The 21,625-nt window shown below is 71.0% G+C and carries 24 protein-coding genes; 9 read left to right on the top strand and 15 right to left on the bottom strand.

All coding sequences use genetic code 11. The features are described 5' to 3' along the window. Window positions 1-1,035, bottom strand: a complete 1,035-nt coding sequence (gene pheS, locus VMD91_08540) for a phenylalanine--tRNA ligase subunit alpha (protein HTW84098.1) — start codon at window positions 1,033-1,035, stop codon at window positions 1-3. A 342-nt stretch (window positions 1,036-1,377) separates the two neighbouring features. Further along, entirely contained in the window at window positions 1,378-2,148 is a 771-nt protein-coding gene (locus VMD91_08535) for an RNA methyltransferase (GenBank protein ID HTW84097.1), read from the bottom strand. A 59-nt stretch (window positions 2,149-2,207) separates the two neighbouring features. Here VMD91_08535 and VMD91_08530 point away from each other — a divergent pair, with 59 nt between their 5' ends. The 6 genes from VMD91_08530 to VMD91_08505 are packed head-to-tail and all read left to right on the top strand — an operon-like array spanning window position 2,208 to window position 6,092. Beyond that, window positions 2,208-2,567: a hypothetical protein gene (locus VMD91_08530; protein ID HTW84096.1), complete on the top strand. Its 360-nt coding sequence runs from the start codon at window positions 2,208-2,210 to the stop codon at window positions 2,565-2,567. 1 nt (window position 2,568) lies between these two features. Then, complete coding sequence (locus tag VMD91_08525) at window positions 2,569-3,444, top strand: NAD-dependent epimerase/dehydratase family protein (protein HTW84095.1); 876 nt, start codon at window positions 2,569-2,571, stop codon at window positions 3,442-3,444. A 4-nt stretch (window positions 3,445-3,448) separates the two neighbouring features. Then, a complete protein-coding gene (locus VMD91_08520) occupies window positions 3,449-3,976 on the top strand; it encodes an NUDIX hydrolase (GenBank protein HTW84094.1) in 528 nt (175 codons plus the stop codon). Next, window positions 3,946-4,332 (top strand): hypothetical protein, encoded by a 387-nt coding sequence (locus VMD91_08515; GenBank protein ID HTW84093.1) that lies wholly within the window; start codon window positions 3,946-3,948, stop codon window positions 4,330-4,332. The genes VMD91_08520 and VMD91_08515 overlap by 31 nt, the downstream gene beginning before the upstream one ends. After that, entirely contained in the window at window positions 4,329-5,219 is an 891-nt protein-coding gene (locus VMD91_08510) for an alpha/beta fold hydrolase (GenBank protein ID HTW84092.1), read from the top strand. Before VMD91_08515 ends, VMD91_08510 begins: the two co-directional genes overlap by 4 nt. 6 nt (window positions 5,220-5,225) lie before the next feature. After that, complete coding sequence (locus VMD91_08505) at window positions 5,226-6,092, top strand: hypothetical protein (protein HTW84091.1); 867 nt, start codon at window positions 5,226-5,228, stop codon at window positions 6,090-6,092. Here the strand turns inward: VMD91_08505 and VMD91_08500 are convergent. From VMD91_08500 to VMD91_08470, 7 genes are all read right to left on the bottom strand, one after another. Then, the gene (locus VMD91_08500; protein HTW84090.1) at window positions 6,089-7,054 is read right to left on the bottom strand and encodes an aldo/keto reductase; all 966 of its coding nucleotides are present in this window, start codon (window positions 7,052-7,054) and stop codon (window positions 6,089-6,091) included. The genes VMD91_08505 and VMD91_08500 overlap by 4 nt on opposite strands. Next, on the bottom strand, window positions 7,051-7,497 hold the full coding sequence (locus VMD91_08495) for a type II 3-dehydroquinate dehydratase (protein HTW84089.1): 447 nt from the start codon (window positions 7,495-7,497) through the stop codon (window positions 7,051-7,053). Before VMD91_08495 ends, VMD91_08500 begins: the two co-directional genes overlap by 4 nt. Beyond that, a complete protein-coding gene (gene aroB / locus VMD91_08490; protein ID HTW84088.1) occupies window positions 7,494-9,071 on the bottom strand; it encodes a 3-dehydroquinate synthase in 1,578 nt (525 codons plus the stop codon). Before aroB ends, VMD91_08495 begins: the two co-directional genes overlap by 4 nt. Beyond that, on the bottom strand, window positions 9,061-10,224 hold the full coding sequence (gene aroC / locus VMD91_08485) for a chorismate synthase (protein ID HTW84087.1): 1,164 nt from the start codon (window positions 10,222-10,224) through the stop codon (window positions 9,061-9,063). The genes aroB and aroC overlap by 11 nt, the downstream gene beginning before the upstream one ends. Beyond that, the gene (locus VMD91_08480) at window positions 10,221-10,997 is read right to left on the bottom strand and encodes a shikimate dehydrogenase (GenBank protein ID HTW84086.1); all 777 of its coding nucleotides are present in this window, start codon (window positions 10,995-10,997) and stop codon (window positions 10,221-10,223) included. The genes aroC and VMD91_08480 overlap by 4 nt, the downstream gene beginning before the upstream one ends. Continuing rightward, window positions 10,994-12,262: a 3-phosphoshikimate 1-carboxyvinyltransferase gene (gene aroA, locus VMD91_08475; GenBank protein ID HTW84085.1), complete on the bottom strand. Its 1,269-nt coding sequence runs from the start codon at window positions 12,260-12,262 to the stop codon at window positions 10,994-10,996. Before aroA ends, VMD91_08480 begins: the two co-directional genes overlap by 4 nt. 183 nt (window positions 12,263-12,445) lie before the next feature. Further along, on the bottom strand, window positions 12,446-13,081 hold the full coding sequence (locus VMD91_08470) for a carbonic anhydrase (GenBank protein HTW84084.1): 636 nt from the start codon (window positions 13,079-13,081) through the stop codon (window positions 12,446-12,448). A gap of 59 nt (window positions 13,082-13,140) precedes the next feature. Between VMD91_08470 and VMD91_08465 the strand changes: the two genes are divergently transcribed. Further along, window positions 13,141-14,313: an amidohydrolase gene (locus VMD91_08465; protein HTW84083.1), complete on the top strand. Its 1,173-nt coding sequence runs from the start codon at window positions 13,141-13,143 to the stop codon at window positions 14,311-14,313. Between the two features lie 10 nt (window positions 14,314-14,323). On the opposite strand, the gene VMD91_08460 is transcribed toward VMD91_08465, so the two are convergent. From VMD91_08460 to infC, 4 genes are all read right to left on the bottom strand, one after another. Then, window positions 14,324-14,818: a hypothetical protein gene (locus VMD91_08460; protein HTW84082.1), complete on the bottom strand. Its 495-nt coding sequence runs from the start codon at window positions 14,816-14,818 to the stop codon at window positions 14,324-14,326. A 139-nt stretch (window positions 14,819-14,957) separates the two neighbouring features. Beyond that, window positions 14,958-15,329: a 50S ribosomal protein L20 gene (gene rplT, locus VMD91_08455; protein ID HTW84081.1), complete on the bottom strand. Its 372-nt coding sequence runs from the start codon at window positions 15,327-15,329 to the stop codon at window positions 14,958-14,960. A gap of 17 nt (window positions 15,330-15,346) precedes the next feature. Beyond that, the gene (rpmI, locus tag VMD91_08450; GenBank protein HTW84080.1) at window positions 15,347-15,553 is read right to left on the bottom strand and encodes a 50S ribosomal protein L35; all 207 of its coding nucleotides are present in this window, start codon (window positions 15,551-15,553) and stop codon (window positions 15,347-15,349) included. Then, the gene (gene infC, locus VMD91_08445) at window positions 15,546-16,199 is read right to left on the bottom strand and encodes a translation initiation factor IF-3 (GenBank protein ID HTW84079.1); all 654 of its coding nucleotides are present in this window, start codon (window positions 16,197-16,199) and stop codon (window positions 15,546-15,548) included. Before infC ends, rpmI begins: the two co-directional genes overlap by 8 nt. Window positions 16,200-16,480: 281 nt before the next feature. On the opposite strand from infC, the gene VMD91_08440 reads away from it, so the two are divergent. Continuing rightward, window positions 16,481-16,900, top strand: a complete 420-nt coding sequence (locus VMD91_08440; protein HTW84078.1) for a hypothetical protein — start codon at window positions 16,481-16,483, stop codon at window positions 16,898-16,900. Between the two features lie 13 nt (window positions 16,901-16,913). Here the strand turns inward: VMD91_08440 and glf are convergent, their stop codons facing one another. Both glf and VMD91_08430 read right to left on the bottom strand, forming a co-directional pair. Then, window positions 16,914-18,026, bottom strand: coding sequence for a UDP-galactopyranose mutase (gene glf, locus VMD91_08435; GenBank protein HTW84077.1), 1,113 nt, complete (start codon window positions 18,024-18,026; stop codon window positions 16,914-16,916). Then, entirely contained in the window at window positions 18,023-21,247 is a 3,225-nt protein-coding gene (locus VMD91_08430; protein HTW84076.1) for a PDZ domain-containing protein, read from the bottom strand. The genes glf and VMD91_08430 overlap by 4 nt, the downstream gene beginning before the upstream one ends. Window positions 21,248-21,346: 99 nt before the next feature. On the opposite strand from VMD91_08430, the gene VMD91_08425 reads away from it, so the two are divergent. After that, window positions 21,347-21,556 carry a hypothetical protein gene (locus tag VMD91_08425; protein HTW84075.1) on the top strand — a complete coding sequence of 70 codons (210 nt, stop codon included), beginning with the start codon at window positions 21,347-21,349 and terminating at the stop codon, window positions 21,554-21,556. Window positions 21,557-21,625 lie beyond the last annotated feature (69 nt).

Here is a 21,625-nt window from a genome sequence, read left to right as displayed (position 1 = left end):
CTAGGACAGTCCCTCCGCGAATCCCGGTGCGTTCTCGATGAACGCGCGGATGTCGTCGACGTCGTACCGCTTCATCGCGATCCGCTCGAGACCGCAGCCGAAGGCCCAACCCGAGACCTGGTCGGGGTCGTAGCCGACGGCGCGCAGCACGTTGGGATGCACCATCCCGCTGCCGCCGATCTCGATCCAGCCGCTGCCGCCGCAGGTGCGGCATGCGCCGCCCGCGCCGTGACAGGCCGGACAGTTGACGTCGACTTCGGCCGACGGTTCGGTGAACGGGAAGAACGAGGGGCGGAAGCGGACGTCGGCCTCGGGACCGAACAGCTCGCGGCACATGCCGACGAGCATCCCTTTGAGGTGCCCGAAGTGCACGCCGTGCCCGACCAGCAGTCCCTCGACCTGGTGGAACATGTAGAGGTGGCGCGCGTCGACCGCGTCGCGGCGATACGCTTTGCCCGGCACGATGACGGCGATCGGCGGCCCGTGCTTGCGCATCGAGCGCACCTGCATCGGCGAGGTGTGCGTGCGCAGCAGCAGGTCGGGGCGCAGGTAGAACGAGTCGAGTCCTTCGCGCGCGGGATGATCGGGCGGGATGTTGAGCGCGTCGAAGTTGTTGGCGTCGGTCTCGATCTCCGGACCGAGCACGATCGCGAAGCCGTGGCGGGTGAAGTAGCGGGCGATCTCGATCGCGACGCGGCGCACCGGGTGCAGCGCGCCGATCTGCGCCGGCGGCCCGGGGAAGGTGACGTCGATCGTCTCGCTCAGCGAGGCGTCGAGCGCCGCGCGCTCGACGCGCTGCTGCGCGAGCGCCAGCTTCGCTTCGAGCTGCTCGACGGCGGCGTTGATGATCTTGCCCGCACCGGGACGTTCGGCGACCGGCAGCGCACCGATGCCGCGGCGCACCGCGGTCACCTCGCCGCTGCGGCCGAGGAAGGCGACGCGCACCTCGTCGAGCGCGGCCGCGTCCGACGCCGCGGCGACGGCCGCGTCGAACCGCGCGGCCAATGCCGCGAGGGTCGTTTCGAGTTCACTCATGCCAGTCGTCGTCAATCCGTCCGTCCATGCGAAACGCCCGATCCGTGGTGGACCGGGCGTGCGTCGAGTTCGTTCTCGAGAGGGGCGCGTCCGCTTCGGGACGCGGCACCCGCCTCAGCCGGTGGCCGTGGGGTGCAAATGCCGGTACATCAAGTATGCGCGGACCGAGCCCGTCGTGGCGAACAGTTTCCAGAAGACTTCGGAAGTGCGCATGGCGTCGGCCGTCCCTCTCCCGTTCTGCGTTGAGTGCGCGTCGTTTTCGACGACTGTGGCCGGAGTATAGCACCGGCCGAAAACGCCGCCAAGTCTTGACAGAGAAGGCTTTTTCGGCGACTTGACAGACTACTTGACACGCGCGGACTCGTAGAGAACGATGCTGCCGGCGACCGCCGCGTTCAAGCTCTCGGTTGTGTCGCATTGCGGGATCCGCACCGCGCGGTCCCAGCGGGGCAGCCAGTCGCGAACGCCCCGCCGCTCGTTCCCGATTGCAACGACGGCGTTCGCCGGAATGCCCACGACGCGCAGGTCCTCGCCGTCGAGGTCGGTCGCCACGACTGGGCGCTCGGCTGCTGCCGCCAGCGCCAACAACTCGTCGGCGTCGACCGCCGCGACCGGCAGCCGGAAGATCGAGCCCATCGCCGCGCGCACCACCTTGGGCGCGAACGGATCGGCGCCGCCGCGCCCGAACAGCACGCCGGCGGCGCCGAACGCTTCGGCCGAGCGCACCAGCGTGCCCGCGTTGCCGGGGTCGCTCACCCCTGCCAGCAGCAGGACCGGCCCCGGCCGAGCCAGGATCGTGGCCGGCCCGGCGGCCGGCAGGTCGAACACCGCGACGATCCCGCTGGGCGTCTCGACGTCCGAGAGCCGGGCCGCGACCCGGTCGGGGAGGACGTGGACCGGGACGCCGTCGGCTTCGTAGACCCCGGCGTCGAAGCGACCGAGCGCCGTTTCGCTGAGGTAGATCTCGCACGGACGCGTCCCGCTGCGACGGGCCTCTTCCAAGAGGGTGGGGCCCTCGGCCGCGAACCGGCCGGCGGCGCGCCGGCCCTTGGGCGTGCGCAGGTCACGGACGGCCTCGATGCGCGGGTTGTGCGGGCTCAGCGGGGTCGGCACTCCGGGCCCTTCCCGGCCTCGCTGGGGACCCCCGCCCTCGCGGCCGAAGAGCGTCGGTCGTGAAGGACCGCCGGTTGCCCGAGATCGCGTTGCTGCTGCTGATCGCCGTTCTGATCGCGGCGGGCGCGCAACCCGTACTGCACCTGTTGGCCGCGAACCGGCTGTTCGGGACGCTGCTGCTCGCGGTCGCGCTGATCGCCACGGTGCTCGCGATCCGGCGCGCCTACGATCCGGCCTCGCCCACCGTGCGCGCCGACGTTACCAAGGGCGTCGCGTACTGCGTCGCCGTCGCGCTCGCGCTGGTGACGATCGACTGGGGTCCGCACTGGGCGATTCGCGCCTGCATCACCGCGGCGGAAGTCGCGGTCGTCTTCGACATCACCACCATCATCGCGCGGCCGCGCGCCGCGGGAGGCTGACATGCCGGTCTTGGTCACGGGGGCCACGGGTTTCATCGGTCGAAGCGTCGTGCGCGAGCTGCGCCGTCGCACGCACGTCGTGCGCGGCCTCGCGCGCAGCGACGAAGCGGAACGCACGGTGCGTTCGCTCGGCGCGGAGCCGGTACGCGGTTCGCTCGCGTCGCTCGACGTGCTGCGCGCCGAGGCCGCGCACGCCGACGCCGTCCTGCACTGCGGGTTCGACTACAGCGGCGAGGGCGTCGCGCTGGAACGCGCCGCGCTCGAAGTGCTGCTCGACGCGCTGCCGCCGGGTCGTCCCTTCGTCTACACCAGCGGCGTGTGGGTGTACGGCTCGCGCGGCGACGCGCACCTCGACGAGAGCTCGCCGCTCACGCCGCTGCCGATCGTGGCCTGGCGTCCGGCGCACGAGCAGCTGGTCCTCGAGCAAGCCAGCCGGCTGCGCGCGATCGTCGTGCGGCCGGGGATCGTGTACGGCGACGGCGGCGGGATTCCGGGCCAGATGGTCGAGCAGGCGCGCGCGGGGACGCTGCGCATCGTCGGCGACGGCGAAAACCGTTGGCCGACCGTGCGGCACGACGCGCTGGGCGAGCTGTACGGCTTGTTCGTCGACCATCGCGACGCGCGCGGCGTCTACAACGCGGTGCGCGGCGCGTCGGTGCCGTACGGCGAGATCGCGAACGCGGCCGCCCGCGCCGCCGGGGTCGACGCGGCGGTCGCTTCGATCTCGCTCGACGAGGGACGCGCGCTGCTCGGACCGTTCGCCGATGCGCTCGTCGCCGACCAGCTGATCGACGCCGGCAAAGCCGAACGAGATCTGGGGTGGTCGCCGCATCGTCCGACGCTGCTCGAAGAGCTGGCCAACTCCGTCGTCGTCTGACGGCATGGACGTCCGCAAGACCCGCCGCGTCTACGAGGGCCGCGTCGTCAACCTGCGTGTCGACACGCTGCCCAGCCCGAGCGGGGGCACGCACGACGTCGAGGTCGTCGAGCACGGCGGCGCGGTGGTGGTGATCGTGCAGCCCACCCCTGACACCATGCTGCTCGTCAAGCAGTATCGACACCCGGTGGGACGGGAGACGTGGGAGGCGGTGGCCGGCGGGATGGATCCGGGCGAGAGCCCGGTCGACGCCGCGCGCCGCGAGCTGCGCGAGGAGACCGGCTACGTGGCGCGCGACGTCCGGCATCTCTTCTCGGGCTACTCGGCGCCCGGCTTTTGCACCGAGCTGCTGCACTTCTGCCGGGCCGAGGGGTACGAGATCGGCGCGACCGATCCCGATCCCGACGAGCAGATCGAGGTCGGTATCTTTCCCGTCGACGAGCTGTGGAGCAAGATTCAACGTGGGGAGCTGCAAGATTGCAAGACGCAGGTAGCGGTGCTGTGGGCGCTGACCGCGCGCAACGCGTCGTAGCGCTGCAGGGCGCGCTGCTCACCGCGGCGCGCGATTTCGGCGACGTGCCGGCCTTCCGGGCGCAGGCCGATCGCATCATGGCGACCGCGGCGGCGCTCGACTACGTGCTGATGCTCGCCCGCGGCGCGGCCGGCACGCGGATCGCCGAGCGCGACGCCGAGCGCGCCATGCACGAAGGCATCGCCCGCGCGGTCGACGACTTGATCGTCGCCGCGAGCGCCATCGCGCGGACCGGCACGCCCGAGGCGACGGCGTACGCGCACGAGGCGGCCAAGGCGTTGCGCGACGCGCTGGCGGCGGAGAGCATGCGCACCGACGAGCGTGCCTTCGCGGTGATCGCGCTGGCGAACGTGTGACGACCGACGATCCGGCTGCGCTGCTGGCCGCGCTCGATGCCGGTGAGGAGCATCTGCTGGGCGAGGAGATGCGCTCGACGCTGCTCGCCCACGGCGGCCGCACGCGGCGCGTCGTCGTGCTGCTGCACGGCATGACGGCCAGTCCACGAACGTGGCGCGACTTCGCGCAGGCACGGTACGCGCGCGGCGAGACCGTGCTGATCCCGCGCCTGCCGCGCCACGGCCACGCGGACCGGATGACCGATGCGCTGGCGGGGTTGACCGTCGACGAGCTGCGCGCGCAGGCGCAGCGGATCGTGGCCACGGCGGCCGCGCTGGCCGACGAGATCGTGGTGGTCGGGTTCTCCATGGGCGGCGTCATGGCGCTGTACCTCGCGCAACAGGATGCGCGCGTGACGCGCACGATCGCGATCGCGCCGCTGCTCGGTATTCGCCCGTTCCCCTCGGCATGGCTCGGCGCGCTGCGCGGCCTGCTCGCGCGCGCGCCGCGGCTGTTCCTGTGGTGGAACCCGTTCGATCGCGGTCGCAGCGACCCGCCGCACGGCTATCCGCGCTACTCGACCGACGCGCTGGGCGCGGGACTCGCGCTGGCGCACGAGCTGTTCGCCGCCGCGCGCCGCGCGCCGCCGGCCGCCGGGGACGTCGAGATCGTTCGTAACGCCGGGGAGACCGGCGTCAACAACGGTGCCATCGACCGGCTCGTCGCACGGTGGCGGCGCGCCGGCGCCGCGCGCGTGCGCGTGCTGCACTTGCGCGGCGCCGGCATCTCGCACGACGTCATCGAGCCCGAGCTGCGCGGCGGTCCCGCGCCGCGCTTCCTCCCGCAGCTGCACGCGCTGCTCGACGCCGATCTCAGCGAAGCCGACGCTTCCCTCGATGCGTACTAGTGGATGATGGCATCTATCGCGGTTGGCTGGTTCTTCAACTACGCTGTACCACTCCTCAGTCTAGCGGCAGCTGCGATGGCGGCATATTTTGGGCAGCGCGCGTTAACCGCGATTCAGAAGCAAATCGGCCTCGCCAATCAGCAGATAGAAATAGCAAATGAGCAGATAGAACTCGCCAACCGACAAATAGCCGAAGCTCGAACCCAGACGAGCCTCGCTCAAAGCGCGCTTGACCTTGCAAATAAAGAATTTGACGCGACGATCGAGACGCTAAGAATAACGCGTCGCGAAGCGACTATTGCAGAAACTGAGCGTAGTAGGAAGCCAAATGTAGTCGTCACTTTCGGTCTAATCTCAGAGAAGCCGGTCCTCCGCCTGAGAAGCGGGGTGGGTATTCAATCAAATATTTCCCCCGTACAACTTCGGCTCGATATTGCTGTTCTTAACAACGGTAGACGCCCCGCCACTAATGCGGTTGTCGAAGTCATGACGTCTAAGAACCTTGAGATGCGCGAGAAATTCGCGCAGGGCCCTATCATAAGGCGACCCACTGCCTGGGGAGCTGAATTCGTCCTTGGCGAAGCTGAGATATTCAATGATGCTATGCCGCACCCAATAGGTTACGTTCTTGTGTATGGTGCTTGGGGAGAACACGCGCTCTATTGGCGAGTTCAAGCCGACGAAGGAGCCTGGCCGCCAGCCAACGAGGAGGACGCTCTCGAGAAGAAATGGCACAGGCTTCCGATTCGAATTGAAGGCGGGTTCGGAGCTGCTCCGGTCGTTGTTCCTGGACATCCTTTAGCGTCTGGATCAATCACATGTGCCGAGGACGAACACGACCCGGGCTCCGTACAGCCAGAGCCCGCCGTCTAGCGAATCCGTCCGCCGGCGGCCGCGCCCGGCGGGAGTGCCGCCTCGATGCGGGCCAGCGTCGCGGGGTCGAGCACGACGTCCGCCGCGCGCGCGTTCTCCTCGAGGTGCGTGACGCGTTCGGAGCCGGGCAGCGCGACGACGTCCTCGCCCTGCGTCAGCACCCACGCCAGCGCCAGCTGCGCGGGCGTGCAGCCGCGTTCGCGCGCCAGCGCGGCCAGCGCGTCGACCAAGGCCAAGTTGTGCGCGAGGTTGGCGTCGTCGAAGCGCGGGACGCGCCGGCGCAGGTCGTCGTCGGCCAGCGTTGCCGTCTCGCGAACGGCGCCGGTGAGCAGCCCGCGGCCCAGCGGCGCGTAGGCGACCAGCGTCACGCCGAGCGCGCGCGCCGCGGCCAGCACGCCGTTCTGTTCGACGTCGCGGGTGAACAACGAGTACTCGCTCTGCAGCGCCGCGATCGGCGCGACGGCGGCCGCGCGGCGCAGCTGATCGGCGGTCGTCTCGGAGAGGCCGAGCCGGCGCACTTTGCCGGCCCGCACCAGCTCGGCCATCGCGCCGACCGTCTCTTCGATCGGCACCTGCGGGTCGACGCGATGCAAATAGTACAGATCGACGTGGTCGACGCCCAGCCGCCGCAGCGACGCGTCGATCGCCGCGCGGACGTACGCGGGGCGACCGTCGCGACCGCGCCAGGACGGGTCGTCGGCGCGTCGCAGCATCCCCGTCTTCGTGGCCAGCACCGCGTGCTCGCGGCGGTTGCGCAGCGCGCGGCCGACCAGCTTCTCGTTCTCGCCGCGGCCGTACATGTCGGAGGTGTCGATCAGCGTGACGCCCAGCTCGAGCGCGCGATGGATGGTCGCGATCGCCTCGCGCTCGGGGACGGGCGTGTAGAACTCCGACATCCCCATGCAGCCCAGCGCGATCGGGCCGACCGCGGGTCCCTCGCGGCCGAGCCGGCGCGCGGTCACGGTGTTTCGGTGGGCGCGACGAGGAAGTCGAGCGCGTCGAGGTACGAGTCGATGCCGCGGCCGGTGAAGCGCGCGACGCAGACGTCGCGCACGACCGACAGGCGGCGAAACTCCTCGCGCTCGGCGCGCGCATCGAGATCGGAGAGGTGGACTTCCACCGTCGGGACCTGGATCGCGAGAATCGCGTCGCGCAGCGCCCACGAGTAGTGGGTGAACGCGGCGGGGTTGATCAGCACCGCGTCGGCCCAGGCGCGCCGCGCGTGCAGCTCGTCGATGATCGCGCCTTCGTGGTTGGACTGGAAGAACTTGACCTTCCAGCCGTACTTCTTGCAGCGCTTGCGGATCGCGCGCTCGAGGTCCGCGAGCGTGGCCGTCCCGTACACCGCCGGCTCACGTTCGCCCAGCAGGTTGAGGTTGGGGCCGTTGACGACGAGGATCTTCATCCCAGACCGATACCGGCCAGCGCGGCGCGCACGTCGTCGGGGGTGACCCCGTCGTCCAGCCGCGAGCTGCCGATGGCGTCGAGCAGGACGAACTGCGTGCCCTGCGCGTGGCGCTTCTTGTCGCCGGCGGTCGCGGCGACGACCGCGCTCGGATCGAGCGCGCGCCAATCGTCGGGGATCGGCAGCGTCGCCAAGTGGGCGTCGGGCTCGGTGCGTGCCGCGTCGTCGAGGTAGCCGCGCGCGACCGAGAGCGCCAGCGCGGCGCGCATCCCGACGATCACCGCCTCGCCGTGGCGCAGCGTGCCGTAGCCGGCGACCTTTTCGAGCGCGTGGCCGACGGTGTGGCCGAAGTTGAGGATCGCGCGCACGCCGGTGCGATCCTCCTCGTCGAGCGCGACGATCTCGGCTTTCAGCTCGACGCAGCGCGCGATGGCGTCGATCGCGCTGGCCGGATCGTCGAGCAGCGCGGCCTCGCCCTCGCGCAGCGCGCGGTAGAGGACGGCGTCGAGCGCCAGACCGTACTTGAGCATCTCGCCGTAGCCCGAGACGACGTCGCGCCGCGGCAACCGCCGCAAGACTTGCGGCACGATCGCGACCAGCGCCGGCTGGGTCACCGTGCCGACCAGGTTCTTGCCGGTGCTCAGGTTGATCGCGGTCTTGCCACCGATCGCGGCGTCGACCGCGCTGAGCAGCGTGGTCGGGACGGCGACGAACGGGACGCCGCGCTGGAACGTCGCGGCGGCGAAGCCGACCGCGTCGCCGATCGTCCCGCCGCCGATCCCGACCACGATGCCGCGGCGGTCGAGCCGGTGCGCGGCGAACGTGTCCCACAGGTGCGCGACCGCGTCGAGCGACTTGAGCGACTCGTCGGCGTCGACCTCGATGACGTCGGCGGCGACGCCGGCGTCGGCGTAGGCGGTGCGCACGCGCGCGGCGAGGTCGCGCACCTGGCGGTCGACGACGATCAGCACCCGGCCGCCCGGCTCGGGATGCGCGCGGCGCGGCAGCTTGTCGAGCAGATCGCGTGCGATCGCGACGTCGTACGGCTTCGCGGCGGCAACGCGCACGTCGCGCTCCTCGCGCAGCGCGCGGTCGATGGCGTCGGCCGCGCCGGCCGGCGAGATGCCGTCGACGCGCACGCGCAGGTCGGCTTCGAGATAGCGTGCGCGCCGGCCGGCGTGCAGGCGCGCCAGCGCGCCTTGCTCGCGCAGCAGCGGCCGCTGGCCGGCCTCGCGCGAGGTGCGCAAGCTGCACGTCTCCAGCGACGCGTCCAGGAAGACCAACAACCCGCTGGACGCGATCGCGAGCCGGTTCTCCTCGTCCTCGAGCGCGCCGCCGCCGAGCGCGACGACGGTGCCGCCGCGCATCGCGACGCGTGCGATGGCCGCGCGCTCGCGGGCGCGAAACGCGGGTTCGCCCTCCTGGTCGACGATCTCGACGATGCGCCGGCCGTCCTCGTTCTCGACCAGCCGGTCGATGTCGACCGCGTCGAGCCCGCGCAGCGCCGCCAGCAGCGGCGCGACGCTCGACTTGCCGGCGCCGGGGGGGCCGCACAGCCACACGTTAGCGGGCACGAACCGTCGTCTCCCAGCCGCGCACGCGCTCCACGACTTCCGCCAGCGAGTCGCCGCCGAACTTGGTCAGCACGGCGTCGGCCAGCACCAGCGCCAAGAGCGACTCGCCGATCACCGCCGCCGCCGGTACGGCGCACACGTCGCTGCGCTCGATGTACGCTTTGGTCGCCTCGCCGGTGCGCAGGTCGACCGAGTCGAGCGGATTCATCAACGTCGCGATCGGCTTCATCCCGACGCGCACGACGATCGGCTGCCCGGTCGTCATCCCGCCTTCGATCCCGCCGGCGCGATTGGTGCGATAGCGCGTGCGCGTATGCGGGTCGGGCTCGTAGGCGTCGTGCGCTTCCGAGCCGCGCCGCGCCGCCGCGCCGAAGCCCAGCCCGATCTCGACACCCTTGATCGCGTTGAGCGACATGAAGGCCTTGGCGACCTCGCCTTCGAGCCGGCGGTCCCACTGCGCGTAGGAGCCCAGCGCGATCGGCACGTCGCGCGCGACGACCTCGAACACGCCGCCGAGCGAGTCGCCGGCGGCCTTGGCGTGCTCGATCTCCTGGATCATCGCGGCGGCGGCGGCGTCGTCCAGCGCGCGCACCGGCGAGGCGTCGACCTCGTCGGGCGTGACCTCGCGCCACGGCGTCTCGTCGACGGCGCGGCCGATGCGCACGACGCGGCTGTGCAGCGAGACGCCCAGCGCGCCTAGGAACGTGCGCGCGAGCGTGCCGAGCGCGACGCGCATCGCGGTCTCGCGCGCGCTGGCGCGTTCGAGCACGTCGCGCATGTCGTCCAGCTCGTACTTGATGCCGCCGACGCGGTCGGCGTGACCGGGACGGGGGATGAAGACCGCGCGCGCGGCCGGCGCGTCGTCGTCGGGCTCGTCGACGCGCATGATCTCGGCCCAGCGCACGTGGTCGCGGTTCTCGAGCACCAGCGCGATCGGGGCCCCGAGCGTCTTGCCGCGCCGCACGCCGCCGACGATGCGGATCTCGTCGGTCTCGATGTTCTGGCGGTTGCCGCGTCCGTAGCCCAGCTTGCGGCGCTTGGCCTGCGCGTGCAGCGTCGCGGCGTCGATCCGCAGCCCGCTGGGCATCCCGTCGAGGATGCCGATCAGCATCGGACCGTGCGACTCGCCCGCCGTGAGGTAGCGCAAGCTCATGTCGTCAAAGCCTCCGGCGGGGCGAAGCCGAACCAGCGTTCGAACGTGGCGGCGGCTTGGGCGAGGAACATCGCCGTGCCCGGCACGGCGCGCAAGCCGCGGGCGCGCGCGTCCCGCAAGAACGGCGTGTCTTCGGGCGTGTAGACGAGATCGAACGCGGCCGCGCCGGCCGGCGCGTTGCGCGGCAAGAGCGAGCGCTGTTCCTGGCCGACCATCCCGACCGGCGTCGCGTTGACGTAGACGTCGGCCACCGGCACCGCGTCGAGCGTGCACGCGCTCGCGCCGAACGCGGCCGCGACGGCTTGCGCGCGGGCGCGGTCGCGGCCGGCGATCACGATCGAGGCCGCGCCGCTGCGGCGCGCCGCCTCGGCGACCGCCCGCGCCGCGCCGCCGCAGCCCAGAATCGCGACCCGGGCGCGGCGCAGCGCGACGCCGTGCGCGGCCAAGCCCGCCTCGACGCCGGCGACGTCGGTGTTGTCGGCGATCAGCTGGCCGTCGCTGCGGGTGAGCACGTTGGTCGCGCCGCACGCGTGCGCGGCCGGCTCGACGCGGTCGGCCAGCGTCAACGCGCGCTCCTTGTGCGGCAGGGTGACGTTGCAGCCGACGAAGTCGGGATCGACGCGCCAGGCGCGCAGCTGCGGCGCCAGCTGCTCGGGGGTGAGGTCGACGGCACGGTAGTCGAGCTCGACGCCGCCGGCGGCGGCGAAGCGCGCGAACAGCGCCGGCGAGCGGCTGTGCGCGACCGGATGGCCGATGACCGCCGCGCGCTTCACGCGACGGCCTCGAGCGCGCCGGCGAAGCCGGGGAACGAGACGGCCATGCAATCGGGATCGTCGAGCACGACGTGCACGCCGGCCGCGCGCGCGGCGACCGAGAACGCCATCGCGATGCGGTGATCGCCGGCTGTCACGATCGCGCCGCCGCGGATGCGCGCCGGCCCGCTCACCGCGAACCCGTCGGGCGCGGTTCTCACGTCGATGCCCAGCGCGCGCGCGGCGGCGGCGAACGTCTCGATGCGATCGGACTCCTTCACTCGCAGCTCGGCGGCGCCGCGCACGCTGGTCGTCCCGCGCGCGAACGCGCCCAGCACCCCGACCAGCGGCAGCTCGTCGATCAACCCCGGTACTTCCCAGGGTTCGATCGCGATCGCGCGCAGCGGCGCGCCGCGCACGACGACGCGGCCGCGCGGCTCCGCGCCGCCGTCGGTCTCGGTGACGGTTACCTGCGCGCCGAAGCGGCGCAGCACGTCGAGGAACGCGGTCCGCGTCGGGTTGAGGCCGACGTCGTCGACGGCGACGCGCGCGCCCGGCACCGCGGCCGCGGCGGCGAGCAGAAACGCGGCGCTCGAGATGTCGCCGGGTACCGTCAGCTCGATCGCGCGCAAACGCGCCGGTCCTTCGACGATCAGCTCGTTGCCGTCGAGGGCGCACACGGCGCCGAACGCGCGCAGCAGTCGTTCGGTGTGATCGCGCGTCGCGAGCTCGCCGCCGATGCGTGAGCGACCGTGCGCGTTGAGCGCGGCCAGCACCAGCGCCGACTTCACCTGCGCGCTGGGAACGGCGACCGTCAGGGTGGTCGCCCGCGCCTCGCCGTTGCCGGCGATGGTGACCGGGGCCGTCCCGCCGGGGCTGAGCGTCAGCCGCGCGCCGAACGCCGCCAGGGGATCGGCGACGCGGCGCATCGGTCGCCGCCGCAGCGAGGCGTCGCCGTCGAGGGTGACGACGATCGGCCGGGTCGCGAGCAGGCCGCTCATCAAGCGGATCGTCGTGCCGCTGTTGCCGCAGTCGATCGGCTCGCCGGGCGCGTCGAACACCCCGTCGCGTCCGTCGACGACCAGCGCCGCACCGTCGGCCGCGATGGTGACCCCGAGCGCGCGCAAGACCCGCTGGGTCGAGAGGACGTCGAGGCCGGCCGGGACGTTGTGCAGCCGCGAGCGCCCGTGGGCCAGCGCGGCCAGCATCAGCGACCGGTGTGCGATCGACTTGTCGCCGGGGACGCGCGCGCCGGGCGGGGCGCCGGGGAGATCAGGTGGGGTCATCGGCCTCTTCAGAAAACACGCAAGCCCCCCGCCGTGTCGGCGAGGGGCTCGCGGTGCAGTCGTTGGTCCCTGCGTTACGCGTTGCCGAGCTCGACCGACACGAGAGCCGTGCAGCCAAAATACCAGGCAAGAAGATACGGACGGGACATGTGGGCTGATTGAACCAGAGGCCGGTTCGCGGTGTCAACCCGCCGGGGTAGGGCCCCAGCTCACGAGGCCGCTGCGCAGGTCCTGGACGCCCCAGACGACCCCGAGCGTGCGCGCCTGCCGGGCGGCGCGCAGGACGGGATTCATGGACAGGGTGGTCGCCGTGAGCTGCGCATTGGACGCGATCAGCGCCCGGAGCTGCTGGTCGGGCGGGAGGCGCCGGTCGAGGTGGGCCGTCGCCGGCAAGATCGCCCGGACGACCGATCCCAGGCTCCCTCCGGGAAGGACGCCCGCGTTGAGGCTGTCCAGCGTCGCGTCGCAGGCGCCGCAGGCGCTGTGACCGACCACCGCGACCAGGGAGACGCCCAGGGCGGTCACGGCGTACTCGAGCGACCCGATCACGACGTCGTCGGCGGTGTTGCCGGCGACGCGGCAGACGAACAGCTTGTCCAGCCCTTCGTCGAAGACGCTCTCCGGGGCGACACGCGAGTCGGCGCAGGCGAGGACGGCCGCGTACGGGTGCTGCTTCTCCGCGTACGGCCCCTGATAGTCGGGGTAGCGGCGGGTCGCGCGGCCACCCTGGAACCGCACGTTGCCCGTCGTGAGCTTTTGCAGAGCGTCCGCCGGGGGGCCCGGCGGGACGTCGAGGGCGGCAGGCGGATCCGTTGCCATGCGCTGCCGCTTCCGCGCCGGGTGAGCGGTCTCCCGGACCGTACGGCGAAGGCCGCCCGATGGCCGCCTCGCTTCTCGCTCCCGACCTGCTCTCGGAGGCCGTCGCCGTCCGCCGGGACCTGCACGCGCACCCCGAACTGGGCTTCCGCGAGGTCCGCACGGCCGGCATCGTGGCCGAGACGCTGCGCGGCCTCGGCCTCGAGGTCCACACCGGGGTCGGCGAGACCGGCGTCGTCGGGCTGCTGCGCGGTGGGCACGACGGCCGGACCGTCATGCTGCGCGCCGACATGGACGCGCTGCCGATGCAGGAGGAGAGCGACGCACCGTACCGTTCGCAGAACGCCGGCGTCATGCACGCGTGCGGTCACGACGCGCACGTCGCGATGCTGCTCGGCGCGGCACGCGCGCTGGTCGCGAGCGCGGACGAGCTGCATGGACGGATCGCGTTCGTCTTCCAGCCGGCTGAAGAGGGCGGCGGCGGCGCGAAGGCGATGCTGCGCGACGGTCTGATCGGCCGCTTCGAGATCGCGCGCGCGTTCGGGCTGCACATCTCGTGCATTCTGCCCTCCGGCGTGATCGGCGTGCGGCCGGGCCCGATCATGGCGGCCGTCGACCAGTTCGATCTCGTCGTCGAAGGACGCGGCGGCCACGGCGCGATGCCGCACACCGCCGTCGATCCGATCGTCGTCGCCGCCGACCTGGTCGGCACGCTGCAGCGCGTCGTCAGCCGCGAGGTCGATCCGGTCGAACCGGCGGTAGTGACGATCGGCGCCATCAACGGGGGCACGACCTACAACGTCATCCCGCCGCGCGTCGCGCTCAAGGGAACGGTGCGTACGTTCAGCGAGACGACGCGGGCGACGATGGAAGGCCGCATCCGCCGGATCGCCGAGCACACCTGCGCGGCCGGCAGCGCGCACTGCACGCTCGACTGGCACGCGTCGTACCCGGTGACGACCAACGACCCCGCGCAGACCGCGTTCCTGCGCGAGACGCTGGTGGCCGAGCTGGGCGCGCCGCGCGTCGTCGAGATCCCGCCGATCATGGGCAGCGAGGACTTCTCGTACTTCGCCAACGAGGTCCCTGCGTGCTTCGCGTTCCTCGGCGCCGGTGACGCCTCGCACGCGAACCCCAACCACCATCCGGCCTTCGACATCGACGAGACCGCGATGGCGACGGGCATCGCCGCGCACGTCGCGCTAGCGCTTGCGGCAACCGCGCGCGAACGCTAGCGCCGAGCGCTCAGAGTCCCGGGACCGGGACCGGGACCGGTTTGTCCTGGATGTCGAGGCCCGCTGACTGTGCCAGCGATTTGATCGACGTGGTCGACGCGCCGAGGCTGGCAACGTCTTGCGGGCTGAATTGTCCGGCCTTGAACTTCTGACCGACGGCCTGGAAGTTCGCTTCGAGCCCGGAGAGGGCGCCGTCGAACTTTTGCAGCAGCGGGTCCTTGCTGTCGTGCGCGATCTTCTCTGCGACGCGCACTTCGTGGTAAGCGAACAGCAGCGCCACGCCGCCCTTCACGATCGTGGAAAGGCGATGCGGCGCCCCGCTCTGGAACGCGCCCAGCCGATACGGGAGCCACACCCAATGATGAAACGCGAAGTACGCGACGCCGAGGTGCGCGACGAAGCGCGTTTTGTCGAGGAACGCCGAGGACGGCGCGGCGGTGCCGACGAGCATCGCCAGCGCCAGCGCACCGACGGAGAGCGACGTCCTCCAGGAACGAACGAGCATCAAAGGCCTCCGAAACGCGAGGGAACGACTGCTGACGACCATACTATCGGCAGCTCGCTCAGGTTTCGGAATCCGACGAAAAACGAGAACAGGGACGCCGATTGGCGCCCCTGTTGCTTTTGGTGGAGCCGGTCGCCGGCTAGGCGGCGGTCGTCGTGCCGACGGCGTCCTTGGCCAGCGCGGTGAGGCGGCCGAAGGCGGCGGCGTCGTGGACGGCCAGGTCGGCCAGCGCCTTGCGGTTGACCGCGACGCCCGACTTCTTCAGACCGGCCATCAGCTTGGAGTACGAGATCCCCTCGCGGCGTGCGGCGGCGTTGATGCGCGCGATCCACAGCGAGCGGAAATCGCGCTTGCGGACGCGACGGTCGCGGAAGGCGTAGGCCAGCGAGTGCAGCAGCGCCTCGTTGGCGACGCGATAGTTGCGGCGGCGCGCGGCGCGGAAGCCCTTGACGAGCTTCATGACCTTGCGACGATGCTTGATCTTCGAAAGACCGCGTTTGATACGAGCCATTTCCTACAGTCCTCCGCTTACAGCAGGTACGGGATCTGCGGCGCGAAGCGCTTCAGATCGCCCTTGAAAGTCGGCTGGTCCTTGCGGAAGTTCCGCTTGCGCTTGCGCGACTTCTTGCTGAGGATGTGGCCGCAGCCGTCGAACTGGTGACGATGCGTCACCTTGCCGTTGGCGCTGACCTTGACCCGCTTCGCCGTTCCGCGGTGCGTCTTGATTTTAGGCACTGGCTCCCCCGATGGTCGCTTCCGCATGCTCGTCGCTCGGATGCTCGTCGTCGTGCGGATCGGAATCCGCATGAAGATCGCTGTCCTTGGGCGGCGGCTCGTCCTTGTGGTGAACGAACTTGGGCGGCCCGAGCGGCGTCGCGCGCGGCGCGAGGATGAGAAACATGTTCTTGCCTTCGAGTCTGGCTTCGCGCTCGAGAACGGCGGTGTTCTCGAGATCCTTCGCGATACGGTCCAGAAGACGTTTTCCGAATGCCGTGTACGTGATCTCACGGCCGCGGAACATGATCGTGACTTTGACCTTGCCGCCGTCGAGAAGAAGGCGCTCGGCCATCTTCGCTTTGACTTCGTAGTCGTGGACGTCGATCTTGGGGCGGAGCTTGACTTCGCGCAACTCGTAGTTGCGCTGTTTCTTGCGCGCCTCTTTGTCTTTCTTCGACTGCTCGTACTTCAGTCGACCGTAGTCGCCGATACGGCAAACCGGGGGAACCGCCGTCGGTGAGACCTCGATGAGGTCCAACCCTTTACCGCGCGCTCGCGAGAGGGCTTCCTCGGTCGGCATGACGCCGAGCTGAGTGCCGTCGTCGTCGATGACGCGGACTTGGCGGATTCTGATCTGCTCGTTGACGCGAAGCGGTCGTGCTATGACAAACTCTCCGGAAGGGACACAAAAAAGCGAAGACGCCGAAGCGGTCTCCGCTTGTCAGAGAAGAACCGGATCGCCCGCAGGCATCCGGTGAGGACCCGAGGGTCCTGCTTCGGCTCGGGGAGCGTATCACGCGCCCGGGTGGGGCGTCAAGGACGGTCCTCGTCATTGTGGGCCGCCGCGCGCGTCCCAGCAACGGCCCAGCCGACTTTTATCTCAGACCAAGCGAACCTTCATCCGCGACCAAGCACACGGTCTCCGCTTCAGCCTAGCATCAGGGCATGAAGCTCTCATTCCAGCCCTTCCTCGCCGCCGCCGTCGCGGCTACCGCGGTCCTCGGCTCGGCTCCCTCGAGCGCGCAGGCCGCCATTCCGGCCCCTTGGGTGGGCGCCTGGTACGCCAAACCCCTCACCGGCGGGATCGCCGACCTGGTCATCCGCCGCAGCGGCGGTGGCCCGCTGCTCTCGGTCGACGGCCAGTGCGAGCCGACCGCCTGCGCCTGGGGGACCGTCTCGCTGAGCTACTCGCCCGACGGGATGGAAGCCAACGCGATCTACCGGACCTCGTTCGCGATCCGCCAGCTCCAGCTGACCCTCTCGCCCAACGGCGAGGAGCTGACCGTCGTCGACCTGACCCACTTCACCGACGGCAGCGGCCGGCCGGACTACACCCACACCGACACGCTCTTCCCGATCCGCTGACGCCGCGGCGCGGTCAGGACGCGACGGCCGCCGTCCGGGCCCGCTTCTCGAAGGCCGCCAGCGCCGACGCCACCACTTGGTCCATGTTGTAGTAGCGATACTCGGCCAGCCGGCCGACGAAGGTGACGTGGCGCTGCGCGGCCGCCAGCGCCGCGTACTTGCGGTACAGCTCGCGCGTCTCGGGCATCGGGACCGGGTAGTACGGCTCGCCGCCGTCGTGCGCGTACTCGCGGCCGAGCACCGTGCGCGGGCCGTGCTCGCCGGTCAGGTGCCGGTAGTCGGTGGTGCGGGTGAACGGCGTCGCCTCGTCGGGCTCGTTGACCACCGCGACCGGCAGCCCGTCGCGTGCGGCGACCGTCTCGAAGGTGAAGCGCAGCGAGCGGTACGGCAGCGCGCCGAAACGGTGATGGAAGAACTCGTCGATCGGGCCGGTGTAGACGAGGTGATCGAAGGCGACGCGACCCTCGACGGCGGTGAAATCGCAGCCCAGCGCGAGGTCGATGCGCGGGTGGTCGAGCATGGCCTGCACCAGCGCGTCGAAGCCGTCGGCCGGCATGGCCTGGAAGCGGTCGCCGAAGTAACGGTCGTCGTCGCTGGTGCGGGTGGGGACGCGGCCGCAGACCGAGGCGTCGAGCTGCGCGGCGTCGATGCCCCACTGCTTGCGGGTGTAGCCGGCGAAGAACGCCTCGTAGAGCTCGCGCCCGACGCGCGCGACGATCGCGTCGCGCGAGTTGGCGATGCGAGCGAGGGGCTCCGCGCGCTGCGCCAGATACGCGGCGGCGGCGGCGTCGTCGAGCTCGCGGCCGGCAAAATGGCTGAGCGTCGTGCGGTTGATCGGGATCGGCAACAGATGCCCGCCGACCCGCGCGAGGACGCGGTGCTCGTACGGACGCCAGCGCGTGAAGGCGCCGAGGTAGTCGACGACGTGTTGCGCGTTGGTGTGGAAGATGTGCGGTCCGTAGGCGTGGTAGCGCAGCCCGTCGGCGCCGCGCGGATCGTGCGCGTTGCCGGCCAGGTGCGGGCGCTTGTCGACCACGAGCACGCGCGCGTCGAGCTGGCTGGCCAGCCGCTCGGCCATCGTCGCGCCGGCGAGCCCGGCGCCGACGACGACGTAGTCGTAGGTCACCGGCGGCCGGCGCGATTCGGGAACGGCGGAAAGACCGGTCGCGCCGGCGCGCTCGCGAGCGCGTCGTTGATCAGCGCGATCGCCGTCGCCAGCTGCGGGTCCTCGCCGCGCAGCGTGTCCTGCGGCGCGACGTCGACTTCGTTGGTCGGATCGGTACCGTAGTTCTCGACGCCCCAGCCGGCGTCGGTGAACCAGAACGAGAACTCCGGCTGCGTCGTCTCGGTGCCGTCGACCAGCCGGTGGCGCGGATGGATGCCGATGACGCCGCCCCAGGTGCGCATCCCGACCAGCGGTCCCAAGCCGTAGAGCTTGAAGCAGTGGCTGAAGATGTCGCCGTCGCTGCCCGCGAACTGGTTGGTGACCGCGACGATGGGGCCGGCGACGGACTCTTCCGGATACGGGAACGGCGGCGACCAGCGCGCGACGTCGTAGCCGACGCGCTTGCGGGCCAGCTTCTCGAGCAGCAGCGCCGAGACGTGGCCACCGCGATTGAAGCGCACGTCGACGACCAGCCCGTCCTGGTCGAACTCGCTCAAATAGCCGCGGTGGAACTCGGCGAAGCCCCACGGGCCCATGTCGGGGATGTGGACGTAGCCGACGCGCCCGTTGGTGCGCGCGTGGACCGTCGCCCGGTTCGCCTCGACCCAGGCCCGGTAACGCAGCATCCGTTCGTCGCGCAGCGTGCGCACCAGCACGCGGCGCGGGGTGCTTCCGAGTCCGCGCACGATGGTCAGAACCACGTCGCGGCCGGCTTGGTTGACGAGCAGCGCGCCCGGTCCCACGCTGGGCGAGAGCGGGCGGCCGCCGATCGCGATCAGCAGGTCGCCTTCGCGCACGTCGACGCCGGTCTCGGCCAACGGCGAGTCGGCCTCGCGATTCCACGGATCGCCGCGCAGGATGCGCGCGATGCGATAGGCCTGCACGGCGTCGTCCCACGCGATATCGGCGCCGAGGAAGCCGCGCCGGTACGGCGGGGGCTGCGGCCGGTCGCCGCCGGTCTCGTAGGCGTGCGAGGTGCCCAGCTCGCCCTGCATCTCCCAGATGACGTCGGAGAGCTCGCTGCGCGTGCGCACCTTGGGCAGCAGCGCTTCGTAGCGGGTGAGCACCGCCGGCCAATCGACGCCCGACATCTGCGGGTCCCAGAAGTTCTCGCGCTGCAAGCGCCACGCTTCGCGCAGCATCTGCCGCCACTCGGCCGGCGGCTCGACGCGCACGCTGATGCGCGAGAGATCGAGCCAGCCGCTGCGACGGCCGGGTTCGGCCGGCGGCTTGTCGTCGACGTCGCCGTCCTCGGGCAGCTCGCCGGCCGCGTCGATCGCGCGCAGTTTGCCTTCGGACTGATAGATCAGCGTGCGGCCGTCGGCGCCGAGCACGAACTCGTCGACCTCGAGCGCCAGCGTCGCGCTGCGCTGCTCCTCGAAATCGTAGGCCAGCAGCTCGCCGCCTTCGCCCTCGCGATCGCGCTCGCCCGGCCGGATGCCGTGGACGGGATAGCGGGTGAAGACCGCCCGTCCCTTGGCGCCGGCGATCTGCGCGTAGTCGCCCTCTTCGACCGGAAACGCGACCATGCGCAGCGGCAGTCCGTCGGCTTGCACGACGATCGGCTGCGGGCGCTTCTTGTCGTCGTCCTTGTCGTCGTCGTCGCCGTCGTCATCGGCCTTGTGCAGCGGTGCCGGCTTGGGCACGAACGGATTCGGCAGCGTCGACTGCAGCGTGAGCAGATACGGGCGCGACGCTTCGGGAAAGCTCAGCTCGAACTGCAGCGCGTCGTAGACCGGGTGAAAGTCGCGCGTCGAGAGGAAGTACAGATACTTGCCGGCCGGGTCCCAGGCCGGCGAACGGTCCTCGCGCAGGGGGATCGTCGCGTCGACGATGCGGCCGCTCTCGCACTCGACGAGCCGCACGATCGTGGTGTGCGCCTTCGGCGACCAGACGTAGGCGAGCCACTCGCCGTCGGGCGAGAACGCCAGCCCTTCGATGCGCTCGCCGATGCTGGTGTCGACCTTGCGCGGCGGCGCGCCGACGTCGGCGATCCACAGCTCGAGCCGATTGGTCGCGAACGCGATGCGGTTGCCGGCCGGCGAGGTCGCCAGCTCGTGCAGCACGCCGTGATCGTCGGTCGTCACGTACGCGGGCGGCGCGTCTTGCTCGCGGCCGACGATCGCGACGCGTTCGTAGCCGGCGACGTCGTCGACGTAGGCCAGCCGCGCGTCGTCGTGCAGCCAGCACGCCAGCCGCCGGCGCGCCCCGTCGTCGGGGCCGTGCTCGGTGACGGCTTCCTCCCACAACGGCATCGTGAAGGCGCGCCCGCGGCTGACCAGCGCGACCTGCGTGCCGTCGTGCGCGGGACACCAGCTCTCGAGCAGCTCGCCGGCGTCGACGAAGCGGCGCGCGGTCTGCGGCGCCGTCGACGGCATCTGCACCGGGACGCGGCGCACGCTGCGGTCGCGCGGATCGACCAGCACCAGCTCGCCGCCGCAGGCGTAGACGACGCGCGTGCCGTCCGTGGCGGGAAAACGGGCGTAGTGCTCGCGCTCGTCGGTCAGCCGCTGCACGTCGCTGCCGTCGGGCAGCGCGCTGTAGAGGTTGCCGATCCCCTCGTGGTCGGACAGGAACACGACCCGCTCGCCCAGCCATTGCGGCCAGACCAGGTTGCCGTCGAGCTCCTTGCAGATGCGGTGATACTCGCCGTCGCCGCGCGCGTCGACCCACAGATGGCCGGCGGTGCCGCCGCGATAGCGCTTCCAGCGCGCCGGGTCGACGGCGTTGCGGCCCAACAACGTCGCGCCCGACGGGGCGACGGCGACCGTCATCGCGTGGCCGATCCCCAGCTCGACCGGCTCGCCGCCCTCGACGTCGATTCGGAAGGCCAGCGTCTCGCGGGCGAACGCGGAGCCGCTGTCGGCCGTGAAGTAGACGAAGCGGCCGTCGGCCGACCAGCCCGAGGCGTGGACGACCTCGCTGCCCAGGAACGTCAGCCGGCGCGGGACGCCGCCCTCGGCGTCCATCAGGTACAGCTCGGGGTGGCCCTCGTCGCGGCCGACGAACGCCAGCTGCGTGCCCTGCGGCGAGAGCCGGGGAAGCGAGCACTCGCCTCGCATGGTGGTCAGCCGGCGAGCGATCCCTCCCTCGGTGCCGACGATCCACAGATCGTCCTCGCACGCGAAGACGATCCGGTCGTCGGTGATCGTCGGGGTGCGAACGTAGCCGGTGGAGGTCACGGAGCTTCGTACGCTGCGCGTCGTGCCCGTCACTCCTGGGGCGGAGGTGACCTTTGGGCGTTTGTCTGCTTGGGCTGCGCGGGTACCATCCTCTTCACAATGGATGAACGAAGAACGAAGGAGCTGCTCGAAGGCGTTCGTCGGCGCGTCGACCGTCGCACCTTCGTACAGGACGTCACCGAACCGCTGACCGGGCGGATCGACCAACGCAAGGTTGCCGCGAAGTTCAACAACCTCGAGCACGCGGTCGACGAGCTGGCCGCCGCGGTCGAAGCGGTCGTCGACGACTCGTCCACCGACGCCGCATAGGCGGCTTCGCCTCCGGCGAAGCCATCGCGGTCCTCGCTGCGCTGCGGTCCGCACGCCGAGCGAAGGATG

This window comes from Candidatus Sulfotelmatobacter sp., from assembly GCA_035504415.1.
In the GTDB taxonomy this organism is placed as follows: domain Bacteria; phylum Vulcanimicrobiota; class Vulcanimicrobiia; order Vulcanimicrobiales; family Vulcanimicrobiaceae; genus Vulcanimicrobium.
This window is presented reverse-complemented; position numbering and strand designations above follow the sequence as displayed.

Bases quoted from the DNA above. Each gene is read 5' to 3' on its own strand.
- pheS (HTW84098.1), bottom strand. From the start codon at position 1,035: ATGAGTGAACTCGAAACGACCCTCGCGGCATTGGCCGCGCGGTTCGAC.
- VMD91_08525 (HTW84095.1), top strand. From the start codon at position 2,569: ATGCCGGTCTTGGTCACGGGGGCCACGGGTTTCATCGGTCGAAGCGTC.
- VMD91_08520 (HTW84094.1), top strand. From the start codon at position 3,449: ATGGACGTCCGCAAGACCCGCCGCGTCTACGAGGGCCGCGTCGTCAAC.
- VMD91_08505 (HTW84091.1), top strand. From the start codon at position 5,226: ATGGCATCTATCGCGGTTGGCTGGTTCTTCAACTACGCTGTACCACTC.
- VMD91_08495 (HTW84089.1), bottom strand. From the start codon at position 7,497: ATGAAGATCCTCGTCGTCAACGGCCCCAACCTCAACCTGCTGGGCGAA.
- aroC (HTW84087.1), bottom strand. From the start codon at position 10,224: ATGAGCTTGCGCTACCTCACGGCGGGCGAGTCGCACGGTCCGATGCTG.
- aroA (HTW84085.1), bottom strand. From the start codon at position 12,262: ATGACCCCACCTGATCTCCCCGGCGCCCCGCCCGGCGCGCGCGTCCCC.
- VMD91_08470 (HTW84084.1), bottom strand. From the start codon at position 13,081: ATGGCAACGGATCCGCCTGCCGCCCTCGACGTCCCGCCGGGCCCCCCG.
- VMD91_08465 (HTW84083.1), top strand. From the start codon at position 13,141: ATGGCCGCCTCGCTTCTCGCTCCCGACCTGCTCTCGGAGGCCGTCGCC.
- VMD91_08460 (HTW84082.1), bottom strand. From the start codon at position 14,818: ATGCTCGTTCGTTCCTGGAGGACGTCGCTCTCCGTCGGTGCGCTGGCG.
- rplT (HTW84081.1), bottom strand. From the start codon at position 15,329: ATGGCTCGTATCAAACGCGGTCTTTCGAAGATCAAGCATCGTCGCAAG.
- VMD91_08440 (HTW84078.1), top strand. From the start codon at position 16,481: ATGAAGCTCTCATTCCAGCCCTTCCTCGCCGCCGCCGTCGCGGCTACC.
- VMD91_08425 (HTW84075.1), top strand. From the start codon at position 21,347: ATGGATGAACGAAGAACGAAGGAGCTGCTCGAAGGCGTTCGTCGGCGC.